This window comes from Halostagnicola larsenii XH-48 (genome assembly GCF_000517625.1).
Lineage (GTDB): Archaea > Halobacteriota > Halobacteria > Halobacteriales > Natrialbaceae > Halostagnicola > Halostagnicola larsenii.
The window spans coordinates 237536-253620 of sequence record NZ_CP007057.1; the positions used below are offsets into that span (position 1 = coordinate 237536).

The following is a 16085-nucleotide window of genomic DNA, read 5'->3' on the forward strand; positions in this document are numbered from 1 at the left end:
CACCCCAGAACGCTTTGTGTTCTGGGGACGGCGATAGGGATAACAGCTGGTTGGAACAGCTTGCGATTCAGCGGTTCGACCGTATGAAGGTGTTTTCGCTCCACGAGAACGGGTTGATAACCGCGAACCGTAATATCCCAACGCGGTCGGGATTCCCGCGTCTTCAGGCGCGGGAGGATGTCAATTAACGTTCTACCAAGTGGCGAAAGCTTGCAGCCCAGTTTTGGTGGTCCTTTGGTCGGCAGTTCTAAAGTAGTTTCTAAACTGGGGGATATATTGTTTTACCACTAAAAAGATATGTTGGGGCGTTCCGATTTCTGTGTCAATCAGATCTAGAATCGAGGCCGTGCCGACGACATACATATTGTAACAAGTGTTATTTATCAACGAAAAATATGTCATCGTCGACACCGTATTCCTCTTAGAACTTTGGAAAAATTAACTCGTTATAATCGTGTTTATGGTAGTTTTGGCGTTGTATAGTGTAGATAGTTCGATTCAAAATTAATGGCCGCGTACAGTCATAATTGTTCGTTCTCCAGATAAACCACAGTCCTCATCAATTCAACATAATCCGGACTGCGTCCAGACTCCGACTGTAGATTGGCTTTGTGAACAATCTATCGCGCCCGATAAAAACCGGATATATCGAGATCTCAAACAATATTTTTAAGAGAGGGTTCGGGGACTGAATGCTGACTTCATCAACAATCGCGGTATTGCCTCTCGATCCCCAAAATTCGAATCAATTCCTACGAAAGGCCCGTTCTCGTGAGGGATCGTTCCGTCGTTCGTAACCCCGTTCTCTCATTCTATGAGATTTGATATCAATGTAGTTGAACTGCTACCGCATAATATTTTCCCAGAACCAAACTTGTATACCGTAATGGGTTCGACGCAGTCGAAATTGCGATATATTACGCCCATACAAACGTAATTTTCTCGAGTTGACTCCCCCTCTCAGTATTCAAAAACCTTGATTTCCAATTGAGACCCGGACTCTATGGCATTTCCCGATTTCTATTGTGATGAATGAACTACACTGTCAATTAACATCGAGGACTCGGGACGCTCGAGGACGATGCCGCGGTCATCTGAGGCCGCATTAGAGACATACCGCCGTCGGTAGTAGTGGTAGATATGCGCGAAGTGGTTTTCTCAGTGCGGTCCAGTGCATATGGGTGAATTGGTCTGTTGGCGTGTTATCGTGGATGGCCTCGCTGAATTCAGCCTTGTAGACGCCTGTTTAATGCCGTTCTGCTCGATACTAAGACTTACAGCCTCCTCAACTTCTGATGCGAATTGATCTACTTTATTTGTGGGGATTGGACGTATACGAACTGCGGAGGATTTACAACAGTATGATCGTAACATGATGGCAAGATAGCGAATATTGAGAGAGCGAAAATATCAATGATAGATTGAGAAATCACCAGAGAAAGCCGCTTTCGGTGGAGCGAAGATGGCTTGAACGGTACATTCGGAGCATTTTGACTGTCCCATGAAAAATTCCCGGTGACAAATGAGTCAAGACGAGCACGCCCTCGAGTACCGCCCGAACCACCGGTTGATGCCGGCTTATCAGATTGAACGTGTACACTTCTGAAGATGGTGCGCAACCGTCTTGAGGAGGAATGTGTATTCAACGAACGGCGTTTTCACGGGTGCTAGCTGCATCAAACTGTAGACGATCTCATAAGTTGAATTATCAGCTCGGGTGTAGTGAACGAGTGGGTGCCTGTGGGCCGGGCGTGTCCTGGTTAATCCGAATATTCGATGTTGAGTTCGATGACGTTAGCAGTGCTGCGGACGAGATCTGGCAGTGTTTGTTTGAAGGTCTCCCCCTGGAGTCTGGTCATCGGGCCAGACACACTGATCGCCCCAGCGACTTTGCCGTTGTTTTTCTTAATCGGCGCGGCTACGCACCGTAATCCGGGGAGTCGTTCTTCTCGGTCAAATGCGACTCCTCGGTCACGAACCTCCCCCAGCTCCGAAAACAACTCGTCGATATCCCCAATCGATTGTTTGGTAGATTGTCGCATGCCGCGAGCATCGATAATTTCTTTCGTTCGTTCTTCGGGAAGATGCGCAAGAATCGCCTTTCCTAACGCAGTCGTATGAAGCGGTGGACGACAACCAGCGTGAATGTCGACTTCAACGGCCTGTTCCCCTCTAGAGAGGTGCAAGTAGACACATCGTCCGTGCTCCTCTGTAGCGAGATTAACTAGTTCTCCCGTCTCAGCCGCGAGTTCTTCGACGTGTTCTCTCCCGATCGTATACAGCCGGCTCTGATTCCGTTGGTACTCACCAAGTTCGAGAAAACGCAACGACAATCGGTACTCGTCGTCTTCTTTGACGATGTATTCAGAGGCCTCGAGTGTGTTCAGATGATTGTGAACGACTCCCTTGCTCATATCGAGTGCAGTCGCCGCTTCGGTCACCCCTGCCCCATGGTTTTCTCGGAGGAACTCTAGAATTTCGAACGATCGAGCGGTCGTCCGCACCGGATAGTTGGGTTCTGTCTTCATATCCATGGGGTATGTACTCAATGTACAAAACTGTTGTTCTATCATGTAGAACTCGTTCCACGTGTTGCACGAAAGGTGTAGTAGTAATCGTCGTGTTTGGGTCCAGCCCTGTCATTGGCCTTTCCAGACCGAACGCTTGTTCCAGACGGCCATCTATGCGCTAACATGGCGACTCGTTAAAACGATGCTGACCAACTGATGTGGGGAGTTTAATCAAATGCCCTAACCATTATAGCCACTACCAACCCCCATTGAGGAGATAATTAACGGACAGGATGGAACTCTACGTTCAGACATATAGAATGTACATTTTACGACCCCCATTTCCGTATTCGCATACATTGGTATCGATGATAGATATTTGCACTGGTTGAATTCTAATTTACACACAATAACAGGCGATATCTTTATCGTGTGGCTGCATATTGTAATACAATTGTCCTGTCTTGGGGTAGGGTGTTTGTGTGCGAGTCACATTGGCTGTTCACATATATAGAACGCATCGTCTGCTTTTCGTATAGAGCCTCAGACGATACAATTCTGCCCCAGAAACTAATGCAATTCAACATGTATTTAGGGACCTTTATAATGCTGGTCTGTAAACCCATTCCTATGGTACCGACGATAACGCGAATAGAGAGTCGAGAGTTTCAGTATCCGCTTGAGGACCTCGGAACGGATCAAAATGGCTTCAATCTCGTCTACGAACCAGGAGAGACGACGTGGCGGAAACTATTCGGAATCAAAATTCATACTGATACGGGAATTACTGGAGAGTACGTTGGCGGTAACTCACCGGCCGCTGCTCAGATTAATATGTTTGCGGACTTTCTCATCGGAAAGAACCCACTCAAGCGTGAAAAACACTGGAGCGAGATCAAGCGAGCCCTTCGGAAGTACGACCGAATGGGTATTGGACCGATTGATATCGCTCTCTGGGATTTTGCTGGTAAGTACTACGACGCACCGATCCACGAACTACTCGGAACGTATCGTGAATCGATTCCAGCTTACGCATCAACCTACCACGGCGACGAAAACGGCGGACTCGATTCGCCGGAAGCTTTTGCGGATTTTGCTGAAGAGTGCCTCGAGATGGGGTATCCGGGATACAAAATTCATGGCTGGGGTGGCAGCGATGCGAGTCGAAATATCGACCGCGAGATTGATTCGATCGCTGCTGTCGGCGAACGCGTCGGTGATGAGATGGACCTCATGTTCGATCCGGCCTGCGAATACGAAACGTTCGGGGATGCACTGAAAGTCGGGCGTGCACTCGACGAACAGGGGTTCTTCTGGTACGAAGACCCCTACCGCGACGGCGGGATATCAGAGCAGGGACACCGAAGGCTCCGCGAAAAATTGGATACACCGATCCTCCAGACCGAGCACGTTCGCGGCCTTGAGTCCCACGCAGATTTCGTCGTTGGCGACGGAACCGATTTCGTACGTGCTGATCCAGAGTACGACGCGGGAATCACCGGCGCGATGAAGATCGTTCACATGGCAGAATCGTTCGGTCTCGATGTCGAGTTCCACGCACCGGGTCCGGCACAGCGCCAGTGTATCGCAGCAACGCGGAACACGAACTACTACGAACTGGCGCTCGTTCACCCAAAGTGCCAGAATACGCAACCGCCGGTGTACAAGGGGGGATACTCCGACATGATTGAAACGGTCGACGAGAACGGCTACATCAGTATTCCAGACGGACCCGGTCTCGGCGTCGACTACGACTGGGAGTATATCGAAGAAAACCAGACCGGTTCCCTTCACATCTACGAGTGATCAGCCATGACATACAACGCTGGCATTATCGGAACCGGTGGTATCGCTGGGATGGGCATTCTCGGGATGCACGACGAATCGAAGATCGGCCACGAGAAAATTAGGGCCAGTCACGCCGGCGGCTTCGATGCCCAGGAAGCAATCGAACTCGTCGCAGTTGCGGATATCGACGAAGATAAACTCGAGCGTTTCGGCGAGGCGTGGGACATCGACGCTGATCGTCGGTACGTTGGACACGAGTTAATGCTTGAGAACGAATCACTTGACATCGTTTCGATCTGTACGCCGTCGTACTTGCACGACCGGCACGTCCTCGACGCGGCTCGATCCACAGCAGATCCCGATCTGATCTGGTGTGAGAAACCGATCGCATCGGAAGTCACTGCCGCTCGCGAGATGATCGACGTTTGTGCAGAGTCCGATACCGAACTGCTTGTCAATCACTCGTTCCGGTTTACCGACAAACTCCGGCAGTTACGAATCCTCATTCACGACGAGGAGATACTGGGGGAGATCCATTCAGTGACGAGTCAGTTCCGGATGGAACTCCTTCGCAACTCGACGCACTTGCTCGATACGCTCGTCTATCTGCTTGACGCCCGCCCGGAGACCGTCTCTGGATACATTACGGGCGAAAACGAGGCCGTTGATAGCCTCGGGGCGGATCAGCAAGTCGATGATTCTGGGGGCGGCGGGTTCGTCGTGATGGACGACGGCACGTTCGTGACTATCGACTGTACGATCCCTCGAGAGAGTTCCTCGATGACGTTGCAGTTCATCGGGAGCGAGGGCAAGTTGTACATGAACAACGACGACGGTGAATGGCGATACTGGCGGTTAGAGGACGGCGAACACGTCGAAGAACCGCTCCCGGGGATCGACGGCGCGTGGACGTGGGAAGACGATTATCAGCGTTCGTTCGAAAATGCGGCATCGCACATCGTCGACATCCTCGATGGCCACGCCGAGAACGGGTCGCCCGGTGAAGAAGCGATGCGGTCTATCGAGATCATCATCGGGTTCTATCTCTCTCATCACACTGGTGCACAGATCGATCTCCCGGTGGCGAGACCGCTCCAGGACGTGTGTGTAACCTCGTGGTGATGCTGCTCAGAAGCGGGTAAACACCACGACTAATCGAAATACCTTCGTGCGAACGACGGACTGATTGGCTTGCCAGTGCTTTCTATCACTCAGTACACCATTTCTGCGTCGTCAGGAATCGCTCCGTTCACAAGTGAGTAGACAGGGCGGAGCTGGGTAGAGGAAACAATCTGGACGAGTGAGCAAATGTGATGGCCGGGGGGGGATCGCCTTACCGTCGATCAATCACGTCGTCTTCCTCGAGCGATCGGCGTTCTGATTCGTCGTAACCGAGTTCCGCGAGAACCTCGTCCGTGTTCTCACCGGCAGTCGGCGGATCGTACCGGACGGTCGCCGGCGTCTTCGAGTGTTCGACGGGAAACCCGGTCGTGGTGAACGTGCCGCCCTCGGGGTGTTCGAGCTCGATGAGCATGTCATTGTGCTCGACTTGCGGGTCTTTTGCGACATCCTGGAAATCGTTGACCGGGGCGGCCCAGATATCGGCCTCGAGCAACGTCTCGAGGAGTCCGTCTGTTGGCTGCTCTCGCGTGTAGGCCTCGAGCGTCCGCTTGATCTCGTCGCGGTGTTCGTATACCGCTTCCGGTGAGGTGTACTCGCTGAGTTCCTCGAGTCCGATCGTGTCGGCCAGGGTCTCCATCGGGGCCATCGCGATCGCCAGAAAGCCGTCGATGGTTTCGTAGATGCCGTAAGGGCCGCCGAGCCACGCCTGGCCGATTCCCTCTTCACTGCGTTCGAACGATTCGTTCATATTGAGCGAGGCGGTGATCTCCTGACACTGCAGATCGAGCGCGGCGTTGAGGAGGTTGGCTTCGACGCGTTGTCCCTCTCCCGTCCGTTCTCGGTGAAAGAGCGCGATCATGGTGTGAAGCGCGATTAGCGTTGCGGAGTGTTCGTCGACGACCGCGGTGCCGACCGGCGTCGGCGGATCGTCGCGGCGGCCGGTGTAACGGGCGAGACCGGTCATCGACTGTAAGAGTAGATCTTGACCGGGCCGATCGGCATATGGGCCGTCGCGTCCGAACCCGTAGCCCGAGACGTAGACGACCTCGGAATTAACCTCGCGGACGTCGTCGTACCCGAGTCCGAACCGATCCATGACGCTGGGACGGAAGTTTTCGACGACTACGTCTGCGTCAGCGGCGATCTCGAGGGCGATCTCTCGGCCGCGGTCGGATTTGAGATCGAGTGCGACGCTTCGCTTGTTGCGATTCATCGCGAGGAAGAATGGGCTGATCCCGTCGTAAAGTTCACCACCTGCCTCGAGCGACCGTTCCCACTCACCTCCGAGACGCTCGATTTTAATCACGTCGGCACCCATATCGGCGAGTTTCTGCGTCGCCCACGGCCCTTGCATCATTTGTGTGAAATCGGCGATTCGAACGTCTTCGAGTGCGCGCTCCATAGCTCGTTCTCGTCGAGGCGGGTGATAAACATTATCGTGGTTGCGATACTCGAAGAGGGTATGAGCGTTTCAACGAAGACATTGCGGGATGCGGCGGACGCGCTCGTCGCTCGAGTCGACCGAACCCTCGACGAAACGGGGACGGCGTTTCCGTACTTCGTGGACGACGACGGTTCGTGGGTAACGACGCCGAACGGGAACTGGTGTGGCGGCCACTGGATCGGATTGTTGTGGTTTGCCCGTGATCACGTCGCGGACGACCGATCCGAGCGGTTCGAGCGCGCCGCGCGTGAACACACGGAAACGATGCGTTCGTATATGCCCCGCGAATCGATGTTTTGCGGGATGAACTTCTGTTACGCGGGATTTGGTGGGTACGATCGAACAGGTGACCGCGACCTGTTCGCGCTCGGCCTGATGGGTGCCGACGCCATGATCGAGCTCTACCACGAGCGGGCTCGACAGGTCGCGCTCGGCGGGCTCGACATCGCCGGACCGGAACAGTTTCGCGGTCCCGAGAGCGACCACGGCCCCTCCGGTCATCGAATCGGTGCCGTGGACAACGTCTACACCGCGCTTCCGGTTCTCTGGCGGGTGTACGAGGAAACCGACGACCCCACCTTTCGCGATGTCGCCGTTTCACACGCCGACCGACACCTCGACTGGTACGTCCGCGAGGACGGCCGCACGTGGCACCACGTCGTCTTCGACCGCGAGACGGGGGCGCTCGAGCGTCAGTACAACGAACTCGCCCACAGCGACGAGACGTGCTGGGCACGGGGTCAAGGGTGGAACGTCGCCGGATTGGCCCGAGCATATGACGAAACCCGCGCCGACCGGTATCTCGACGCGCTCGAGCGGACGGTGGCGTACTATCGAGCAAACTCCCCCAACGACAAGGTCCCCTACTGGGACTTCGAAGCGCCGATCGACGACGAGTCGCCGCGAGACACGAGCGCGGCGGCCCTCGTCGCGTACGGATTGGGTCAGCTCCCCGATGTCGACGAGACTTATGAGCTCCGTTCCGACGGCGGCGATGTCCTCGAGACGCTCCTCGAAACGTACCTGGTAACGGATCGGGACGCGCCGAATTACGGCGCGATCGAACACAGTTGCTTCAACAAGCCCGGCGAGTACGCGACCGACACGGAGCACGTCTGGACCGACTATTACGTCGCTCGAGCCGTCGAACGCGAACTCGACCAGCGAACATGATTGGCTACGATCTCTCGAACCCGGCGACTGACGACGAGTGGCCGACGTTCCAGTGGGACATCCCGGCGACGTTCAACATCGCGAGCGCCTGTCTCGACTCGCCGGCAACACGGACAGCGCTCCGATACGTCGACGCCGATGGAGCCGGTACGACGATAACCTACGGCGACCTCGAGCGAGCGGTCTCGGCGACGGTCGCGGCGCTTTCGAACCACGATATCGGCGAGGGCGACCGCGTAGGCGTCTGTCTCCCGCAATGTCCGGAATTGCTCGTCGTCCACTTGGCGACACTGGCGCGCGGCGGAGTCGTCGTTCCACTCTCGATGCTCCTTGGCGACAGTCACCTCGAGCACGCACTCGAGCACAGCGACGTGTCTGCGCTGGTCGTCGACCATAGGAAGGCAAAACACCTCTCGGTCCGAACGCCGTCGAAAACGTTCGTCGTCGAACCGGCATCGGCGCGACGTCGCGACGCGCTGGGCGGACTCGCCGACTCTCTCGTAACCGACCCGGCTAACGGGCCAGATGAGGCGCTCCGCGTAGCCGAAACGACGCCGGACGACCCGGCGTTCGTGCTCTACACCTCCGGAACGACCGGGACGCCGAAGGGAGTCGTGCAGGGTCACCGGTACCTCATCGGGTCGTTGCCGGGCTACCAGTGTTGGTTCGAGTTATTCGGCCGGGAGACCGCACAGGAGAGCCGCGTGTGGACCCCGGCCGAGTGGGCCTGGGCGGGCGCCCTCTTCGATGTCGTCTATCCGACGCTCGCGCTGGGCGGAACCGTCGTGGCACAGGAGCGCCGGAGCGGGTTCGATCCCGAACGGGCGACGCGGCTCGTGGATCGGACTGGCGTCACACACACCTTTATGCCGCCGACGGCGCTCGGCAAACTTCGAACCGAGGGCGTCGACGATGCCCTCGAGTCGCTCGAGGTCGTCAACTGTGGCGGCGAATCACTGTCGGCAGATCTGCGACGCTGGGCCACTCAGACGCTCGAGGTGACCGTCAACGAGGCGTACGGACAGACCGAGGCGAACGCGCTCGTCGGCGACTGTCGGAAAGCATATCCTGCCCGCGAGGAGGCCATGGGAAAACCCTATCCCGGCCACGACGTCCGCCTCGTCGACGAAGACAGTGAGTCGGTCGCCGACGGCGAGATCGGTCGGATCGCCCTCGACCCGTCCGACCCGGCGCTCTTCCTCGACTATCTCGGAGATTCCGACGCGACGGCGGAGGCGTACTTCGAGAACGGCCTGTTTGATACCGGCGATCTGGCGGTTCGGGACGACGAGGGCTATCTCACACACCGCGGCCGAGCGGATGACCTGATCATCACCTCCGGCTACCGCGTGAGTCCGCTCGAGATCGAGAACGCCTTAGCGGAGCATCCGAACGTCGCGGAAGCGGTCGTCGCTGGCGTTCCGGACGAGACTCGCGGTGAACGAGTGGCTGGAGCGGTCGTACCGGCCGATCGGGAGGCAGACAAGACGTTTCGCGAAGAACTTGAGCGCTCCGTTCGGGAACGGGTCGGACCGCACAAAGCGCCGCGGGAAATTCAGTTCGTGTCGTCGATTCCGGAGACAAGAACGGGCAAAGCCGATCGTGACGCGATTTTCGACCGGTAGCTCCGCAACGATTATTATCGACTCTCCCAACAAATGTGGTATGCCAACGCTTCGATTCGTCGGACGTCCCTTCGAGGGATTCGAGCGAGCGCTTGAGCGACAGATGGATTCGTTCGTGAACCAGTGCGACGAGGACGTCGAGTTCGTTCGCGATCACCGGCCGCTTCCGGAGATTCACGAGGAACTCATCGAGACAGGCGATATCGCAGACGGCACGTACGATCTGTTTCTCTGTCTTAGCGACTGGTTGCCCGCGTCGGCCGACGCCGGCGACCTCCATCCGCTCGACGATTTGATCCGGTCCAATCCGCCCTCGGGCTGGCCCGACGGGTGGGCCGATAGCATGCGAACGCTCGTTACCTACGACGGAGCTACGTACGGTGTTCCCTACCACGACGGCCCCGAGCTGTTCCACTACCGGGAGGATCTCTTCGAAAACGTGGCAGAACAGCGTGCGTTTCGCGGGGAGTACGGCAGGCCGCTGTCAGTGCCTCGAACGTGGGCCGAGTTTCTCGAGGTCGCCGAGTTCTTCACGCGCCCGGAGGAAGACCTCTGGGGGACCGTCGTCGCCGCGTTGCCGGATGGGCACAACAACGTCTACGATTTCCTGATCCACCTCTGGAGTCGCGGCGGAGAAGTTCTCGATGACACGGGACAACCAGCGTTCGATAGCGACGCGGCCCGGGATGCGCTGACGTACTACCATGACCTGATTCACGAACACGAGGTCGCGCCACCGGAGTCCGTCGACCTCGAAAGCGTCGAGGTCGGACAATTCTACGCCGACGGGAAGGCGGCGATGATGTGGAACTGGGCGGGATTCGGCGCCATGGCCGAAGCCGCGGATTCCGACGTGTTCGGTCACACGAACTACGGACTGATTCCGCGAGCGAAGACGGAGAACGGAGAACATACGTCGCTGACTGTTCTCTATGGGTTGACGGTACCCGCTGGAAGCGATCACCCCGAACTCGCCTACGACTTCATCAGACACGCGACGACGCCCGAAAGCGACAAGATCACCACGCTCGAGGGCGCGTCCGGAACTCGATTCTCGACCTGGCGCGACCCCGAAATTCTGCGGACGAACTCGTTTTACTCCGTCACGGAGGAGATGAACACGAACGCCGTCAACACGTTACCACAGATTCCCGAGTACGTCGAGCTAAACGAGATCCTGAACGAGATGGTTGAGTCAGTCGTCGTCGACCAGCAACAGTCCCCGTCGGAAGCACTCTCGGATGCGAACCGTCGCGCCGAAGCGTTGCTCGAGTAGCTACGACTCGCGCTCGACGAGCGTGATGTGTTTACAGACCAGTAGCGTCTCGCCGGCTTCGTCTTGGACCTCGTACTCGTAGACGACTCGACCGAGGTCGTCGTTGTACGGTTCTGTCTCGATGACTTTCCGGGAGGCAGAAATCGTCGTATCGACGAGAACGGGATCGACAAATCGGAGGTCATCGTACCCATACGAAAACGATCGTGGATTCATGTCCGCGACCATCGCCTCGGCAATCGAGAAGACGAGGTTTCCGTGGGCGATTCGCCCATCGAAGTCGGATTCGGTAGCTGCCGTCTTGCTCATGTGAAGCGGGTGGAAGTCCGAGGAGATCCCTGCGAAGTTCACGATATCGGCTTCCGTTATCGTCCGTTGGTGGTCCACGCTGTATCGCTCTCCTTCCTCGATTGCTTCGAAGTACCGTTCGGTGTCTTTGGCTGGTGCGTCCATGCGAGTGGTAGACACTCTACTGGAAGAGACCTTAATAGTACGGTTGGGTGCACACACAGGAAGTGCACAAACATATATGGGGGCCGGTAGCAATCGGTCGGTATGGTCGATCCGAATTACGATTACGTCGAGGAGTACGGCAGGTACGATCACTACGACATCGGTATCGTCGGCTGCGGTGAGATCGTCCAGAGCGCCCATCTCCCGGCGTACGACGACGCCGGGTTTTCTGTCGTCGGGGTCACGGATGTAGACGAACAACGAGCACTCGAAGTCGCGGAAACGTTCGATCTCGAAGCCTATCCAAGCGTCGAGGTGATGGCCGAGCAGGTGGATGTCGTCGATATCGCGATTCCTCCCCAGTACCAACGTGAAATCGTCGAGACGGTCATTGGCGCCGGTTGTCACGTCCTGTGTCAGAAGCCGCTCGCGATGGCGTTCGACGACGCGAACGCGATCCGTGACACCATCGCCGAGGCGGACGTGATTGCGGCTGTCAACCAGCAAATGCGCTGGGAGAAGTCCATCCGAGCGGTATCGGAACTCCTCGAGAAGGGCGCGCTCGGAACGCCGCTCCGGGGGACAATCGATGTCAACATCGAAACCGACTGGGCGAACTGGGGATGGATGCTTGCCGCACCGCGACTCGAAGTGTTGTTCCACAGTGTCCACTATCTGGACGCCTTGCGATACCTTTTCGGCGATCCAGACGGCGTCTACTCGCTGATGGCACGGGATCCGGCACAGGAGGCAAACGGCGAGACGCGGACGACACACACGTTGACCTATCCCGACCAGCTCCGCGCGGTCGTCGACGTCAATCACAACAATTGGGCCGATCCATACGCTCGCTTCCGCTTCGAGGGGACCAAGGGGGTCGCTCGTGGAACGATCGGACTCTTCGATTACTATCCGGACAGTGGCCCGGACACGTTCGAGTTCCGGTCCCGATCGGCCGAAGCATGGGAAACCCACGAGGTCCCCGACGCATGGTTCCCGGATGCGTTCATCGGGACGATGGGATCGTTGCTACGCGCGATCGACGAGGGAACAACGCCGCCGACCAACCCCGACGACAATATCCGAACGCTTCAACTCGCGAACGCGACGTATCTGTCGTGGAACGAGGAGCGAGTGGTCGATCCGGCGACCGTCGAGAACGATCACGTTCCAAACCTGTAACCGAACTCCTAACTCGAGCCGTCGCGATGATTACGGATTCGTCGGAGAGAAGCACGCTGCCATGCGGAGAAAAACTCTTGTCGATAGCCGTTCGTTCGGTACGTATGTCCGATGAACTCGAGCGAACGGTCTATCTCCAGCGAATCGACCCCGACTACTCGGAGGAATATCTCCGAGCCCACGACGACGTTCCGGCGGAGGTTACGGACGCGATGGAACGGGCTGGCGTCGAGACATTTCAGCTATTTGTCCGCGATGATATCGCGGTCTGCATCCTCGAGGCTGCGGACCTCGAGGCCTATGACGAAGTGATGGCAGAAGATTCCGACGTCCAAGCGTGGGAACGCCGCGTGGCGCAGTTCAAACGCGAGGGCGTCGACATCGATGCTGATGCCGGTGAACAGGTGCCGTACATGGAGGAAGTCTGGTCGTTCGAACCAGCGTCCTAACTTTCGAACACGGGCGAATCGACCGTACAATCAGCTATCGTCGGTAAAACTCAACCGTGGAGGCTGCGAAACGTCCGATGGGAGAGGTATGCTCTGTCGCGTCGAGAGAGCGAGTCGACGGTTTCGAGCCACGAGAGGCAGTCGCCGTAGCTTGCCCATTTGTCCATCCACGGGTAATCCGAGCCGAGCAACAGCCGTTCGGGACCGAACCACTCGAGGAGGTTCTCGACGTAGCCGTGCATATCCTCGTACGGCCACGATTCAGTCGACGAGCGCGGAACGGAACTCACCTTGACGTAGGCGTTCTCGTGGCGTGCGAGCGCGGAAAAATCGGTCCACGGCTCGTCGTTGGGTGCGGTTGTCTCGTCCGGCCAGGCCATGTGATCTACGACGACGGTCGTCTCGGGATAGCGACCGGCAAGTTCGATCAGGTGCTCGAGTTGTTGTGCCTTCGGAAACACGAAAATACACGTCTCGAGGTCAGCCGCTGTTCGCCACACCGGATCGAGGCGCTCGTCGAGTATCCAGTTACCGTGGCGATCCATAGTCGTCGGGATCCGCTCGTACTCGAGTGCCGCGTGCATGCGGACGCCGAGCATTCGCGGATGGCCCGTGACGCGTTTGAGCGCTGCAAGAACGTCCTCAGTATCCTGCTGGAAAAAATCCAGCAGTCCGACGCCGTAGAGCCGATCCGGGTGCGCCTCGATGCTTCGCATGGTGTATTCGTTCGCTCGGACGCCGCGGCCGTACAACGGCGTGGTGACGATGACCGATTCGGAGACGCCCGCTGCGTCCATGTCCGCCACGAGGTCTTGATGCGTATACGGGTCCGACCACTCGGGTGGGAGGACCGGTGCTTGCCAAGGAAGTTCGTCTGTGGAGACGCCCCACGCATGGGTGTGCGTATCGATTACGTCCATATGATTCGGTCGCACGAATCCCACATAAAGGTAGGTTCCCACTCGGATCTCGAAAAAACGTCTCGACGCCAGCGTCGGATCACTCGTGAGCCGCTTCGGTTGGCTGTAGATCGATATCCTCGAGCGCGACCACTATCGCGATATCACTCGGTCGGTCTGACTCGGGCACGTCGGGAACGACGACTGTGGGATGGTTGTCGTCGGAAACGTAGTACGGAACCGGTCCGTGGCCGAGCAATCGAACAGCGTAGGGGGAGTTACTGGGGGGCGTCGCGCCGCGCTTCGGCGGGATATCGTCGGGTGTATCTGCCGTTTCAGCATCGGTGCGGAACGCATCACCGTGTTCAGTCGGCTTTCGGCTCTGTTCGGATGGTCCGGCGCAGTGTTCAGGTGACGGTACTCCGTGTCCGGGTGGCGTTCCACCGTGTCCGGGAGGGGTGAAAGGTGCGTTTGTGGGGTTACAGACCTCCATCCCCTCGAACGCGAACTCACCGGGGCCTGGCCACCCCATCACGATAGCGTACACGGTGTCACCGTCTTTCGAACGCGTATATCGGACGTCTTCGGGTCCGTACTCGACATCGCCGATGAATTCCCCACCGGCTTCAACTCTGGTCGGCCCCTCACCGAACGCATCCCACGGGCGCGTTTCGTAGATCGCGTCACCGTTCGTCTCGAGCCACTCGCCGATCGCTATCAGCCGGTCACGTTCTGTCTGTTCGATCGTTCCGTCGACTCTGGGGCCAATACTCAACAACAACTGTCCGTTTTTGCTGACGATATCGATCAACACGTGGACGAGGTGCGTCGCGGAGTGGAAGGTGCGGTCTTCGACGTATCCCCAACCGCCTTCGTCCGCGACTTTGAACTCCGCGTTCCACGCCTGCTCTTGCATCTCTCGAGGCCGCCCGAGTTCGAAGTCAGCCACGCTGACGTCCATCGGCAGTACATCGTGCTTGTTCGTAGTGACGACGTCCCGATCCCACTCTGTCGCTTGGTTGTGGTAATACGCGAGAAAGCGCTGCTGGTACTCCTCGGGGATATCAGGGAGTCCCCAATCGAACCAGACGAAATCGGGCTGGTATCCCGAAATCACTTCTGCGAGTTTGGCGAGCCACGTATCGTACTGCAATGCCTCGGGGAGGTTCCCGTACATCACTCGATCCGGGTAACCCTCCGTAACCGATTCGTAGTTCTCGTACGCGAACGAGAAGTAGCCGTCCTCGCCGATCAGATTGTACGAGTGATGGAACGTCGTGACGAACCGCATGCCCCGGTCTCGGATCGCGGACTCGAGTTCGCCCGTGAGATTTCGTTCCGGTCCAGTGTCGACGGCGTTCCAGGGGGAAACGTCTGAGTCCCACAGCGACCAGCCGTCGTGGTGTTCGACGACCGGGCCTGCGTATTTCGCTCCCGCTCGATCGAAGAGATCGGCCCACTCTGCGGCGTCGAACGCCTCCGCGGTAAACTCTGGAATGAACTCCTGGTATGGGTGTGAATCGGGTTCACCGTACGTTTCGATGTGGTAGTCGTTGATGCTGTTGTCGAGATTGTACATCTGGCGTGGATACCACTCGTGCGCGTACGCCGGGGCCGAGTACGGCCCCCAGTGACAGAAGATGCCGAATTTCCCGTCTCGGAACCACTCCGGGACGTGAGTTACGTTGGCGAGGGAGTCCCAGTCCGGTTCGAATGGGCCATCGTCGACGACCGATCGGACGTTCGAAACCGTTTCGTCGACTCGCTTTTCGAACGCCTCGAAATCGTCGGGAGCAGACCGTGGCGGTCCGGCTGTCGCCGGCATCACCCCAACTGTCGATCCCGCCACCATCGCTGCGCTGGCCGCGAGAAATCGTCGCCTCGGTGCTTTGCGCTCCGTCGACCGCCTATCTATCTCCGTGTCGATGCTTCGATCTGTGGACGAGTCTTTGTCAGTCATTCTCATCGATTCATGAACTCACACACTGTTTGGATTTATAAATCTTCTCACCAATTGAAACTCATGGTCTCGTTAGTGGCCGATAGCCATCGATGTGTTAGCATACCTTCCTCGAGCCTTTTGCATGGTGATTCGGCTCATGTAGACGGCTGTTGAACAGTTATTCGTTCCAACGATTGGCTGAGCAGTATCTGAGTGACACGG

The 16085-nt window shown here is 57.4% G+C and carries 12 protein-coding genes; 7 read left to right on the top strand and 5 right to left on the bottom strand.

Translation table 11 applies throughout. The features are described from left to right. Positions 1-1760 precede the first annotated feature (1760 nt). Positions 1761-2528, bottom strand: a complete 768-nt coding sequence (locus HALLA_RS17445) for an IclR family transcriptional regulator (protein WP_394298877.1) — start codon at positions 2526-2528, stop codon at positions 1761-1763. Positions 2529-3140: 612 nt separating this feature from the next. Between HALLA_RS17445 and HALLA_RS17450 the strand changes: the two genes are divergently transcribed. After that, entirely contained in the window at positions 3141-4316 is a 1176-nt protein-coding gene (locus tag HALLA_RS17450; RefSeq protein WP_049954771.1) for a mandelate racemase family protein, read from the top strand. Between the two features lie 6 nt (positions 4317-4322). Further along, positions 4323-5420: a Gfo/Idh/MocA family protein gene (locus tag HALLA_RS17455; protein ID WP_049954772.1), complete on the top strand. Its 1098-nt coding sequence runs from the start codon at positions 4323-4325 to the stop codon at positions 5418-5420. Positions 5421-5631: 211 nt separating this feature from the next. Here HALLA_RS17455 and HALLA_RS17460 read toward each other — a convergent pair whose 3' ends face one another. Beyond that, the gene (locus HALLA_RS17460) at positions 5632-6822 is read right to left on the bottom strand and encodes a CaiB/BaiF CoA transferase family protein (protein ID WP_049954773.1); all 1191 of its coding nucleotides are present in this window, start codon (positions 6820-6822) and stop codon (positions 5632-5634) included. A gap of 60 nt (positions 6823-6882) precedes the next feature. Between HALLA_RS17460 and HALLA_RS17465 the strand changes: the two genes are divergently transcribed. The 3 genes from HALLA_RS17465 to HALLA_RS17475 are packed head-to-tail and all read left to right on the top strand — an operon-like array spanning position 6883 to position 10938. Then, complete coding sequence (locus tag HALLA_RS17465; protein WP_157231432.1) at positions 6883-8037, top strand: glycoside hydrolase family 88 protein; 1155 nt, start codon at positions 6883-6885, stop codon at positions 8035-8037. Further along, on the top strand, positions 8034-9662 hold the full coding sequence (locus HALLA_RS17470) for an acyl-CoA synthetase (protein ID WP_049954775.1): 1629 nt from the start codon (positions 8034-8036) through the stop codon (positions 9660-9662). Before HALLA_RS17465 ends, HALLA_RS17470 begins: the two co-directional genes overlap by 4 nt. Positions 9663-9702: 40 nt before the next feature. Next, a complete protein-coding gene (locus HALLA_RS17475; RefSeq protein ID WP_049954776.1) occupies positions 9703-10938 on the top strand; it encodes an ABC transporter substrate-binding protein in 1236 nt (411 codons plus the stop codon). Here the strand turns inward: HALLA_RS17475 and HALLA_RS17480 are convergent, their stop codons facing one another. Then, positions 10939-11391, bottom strand: a complete 453-nt coding sequence (locus HALLA_RS17480) for a MaoC family dehydratase (RefSeq protein ID WP_049954777.1) — start codon at positions 11389-11391, stop codon at positions 10939-10941. It abuts the gene before it with no gap. A gap of 102 nt (positions 11392-11493) precedes the next feature. Here HALLA_RS17480 and HALLA_RS17485 point away from each other — a divergent pair, with 102 nt between their 5' ends. Both HALLA_RS17485 and HALLA_RS17490 read left to right on the top strand, forming a co-directional pair. Beyond that, the gene (locus tag HALLA_RS17485) at positions 11494-12573 is read left to right on the top strand and encodes a Gfo/Idh/MocA family protein (RefSeq protein WP_049954778.1); all 1080 of its coding nucleotides are present in this window, start codon (positions 11494-11496) and stop codon (positions 12571-12573) included. 104 nt (positions 12574-12677) lie between these two features. Beyond that, positions 12678-13022 carry an L-rhamnose mutarotase gene (locus tag HALLA_RS17490; RefSeq protein WP_049954779.1) on the top strand — a complete coding sequence of 115 codons (345 nt, stop codon included), beginning with the start codon at positions 12678-12680 and terminating at the stop codon, positions 13020-13022. A 50-nt stretch (positions 13023-13072) separates the two neighbouring features. Here the strand turns inward: HALLA_RS17490 and HALLA_RS17495 are convergent, their stop codons facing one another. Together HALLA_RS17495 and HALLA_RS17500 are read right to left on the bottom strand one after the other, a co-directional pair. After that, complete coding sequence (locus HALLA_RS17495; protein ID WP_049954780.1) at positions 13073-13942, bottom strand: amidohydrolase family protein; 870 nt, start codon at positions 13940-13942, stop codon at positions 13073-13075. Positions 13943-14021: 79 nt separating this feature from the next. Next, a complete protein-coding gene (locus HALLA_RS17500) occupies positions 14022-15881 on the bottom strand; it encodes an alpha-L-fucosidase (protein WP_242406231.1) in 1860 nt (619 codons plus the stop codon). Between the last annotated feature and the right edge of the window lie 204 nt (positions 15882-16085).